The sequence below is a fragment of the Alienimonas sp. DA493 genome, assembly GCF_043951915.1.
GTDB lineage: Bacteria > Planctomycetota > Planctomycetia > Planctomycetales > Planctomycetaceae > Alienimonas.
In genome coordinates this window covers 1-709 of record NZ_JBINJD010000345.1, presented here as the reverse complement: position 1 = coordinate 709, position 709 = coordinate 1, and the positions used below count along the sequence as shown (strand labels likewise).

Sequence of the window (709 nt, the reverse complement as noted above, 5' to 3'; positions counted from 1 at the left end):
CGCGGTCCGCACAGCGGACCCTACTTCGCCCGCCAGAACGCGTCATCCGGAACGCCCAGCGCCGCGCGGGCGTCGGCGGTGTCGGCCCGGAACCGATTTGCGTCGACCGGATACCCGGCCGTCGGCCGCAGGCCGGGGACGCGGTCGGCCCACCAGGCGTTGAAGCGGTCCATCAGCAGTTCCCGGGTGAACTTGGCGACCAACGAGGCCAGCGCCACCGGGCCGAACGCTTCGTTCTTCGGACGAAAGCCGAGCCGGTGCCGGCCGTGGCCGTTCTCCCGGGGACCGAGGGTGTACTCGCTCCCGGCCGCCCCCTCGCGGATGATCGCCGGCAGTTCGTCGAACGCCTCCGCCAGCGCCGCGGCGTAGAAGTTCCGGCCGCCGTGCTTGTCGCACTCGACCCGCGTCGCCGGGGCCGTCGCCGGATCCCAGACCTGCGCCAACAGGCCGAGCGACGCCCCGGTCAGCAGCCGTCCCTTCCCGCCGAGCCGCTGCAGATCGGCGTTGAACCGCGGGGCGAATAGCACGTCCGCGTGCAGTCCGATCAATTCCACGCCCGCCGCCGCCCCGGCCGTTCGCCACGCGGCGGTGAGGTCGGGCAGCCCGGCCGCGTCGGGCAGCGGGGTCTCAAGATCGGCGAACCAAGGTTGAAGATCGCCGTCGACGGTGAGCCCGGAGCGCAAGCTCCGGCCGTCGGCGCCGCCGAGGG

The 709-nt window shown here is 73.5% G+C and carries 1 protein-coding gene; it reads right to left on the bottom strand.

Annotated elements, in window-relative coordinates:
* Window positions 1-20: 20 nt before the first annotated feature.
* Window positions 21-709: hypothetical protein (locus ACG2DA_RS22930; RefSeq protein WP_395259033.1), on the bottom strand; the 689-nt coding region annotated here is incomplete at its 5' end.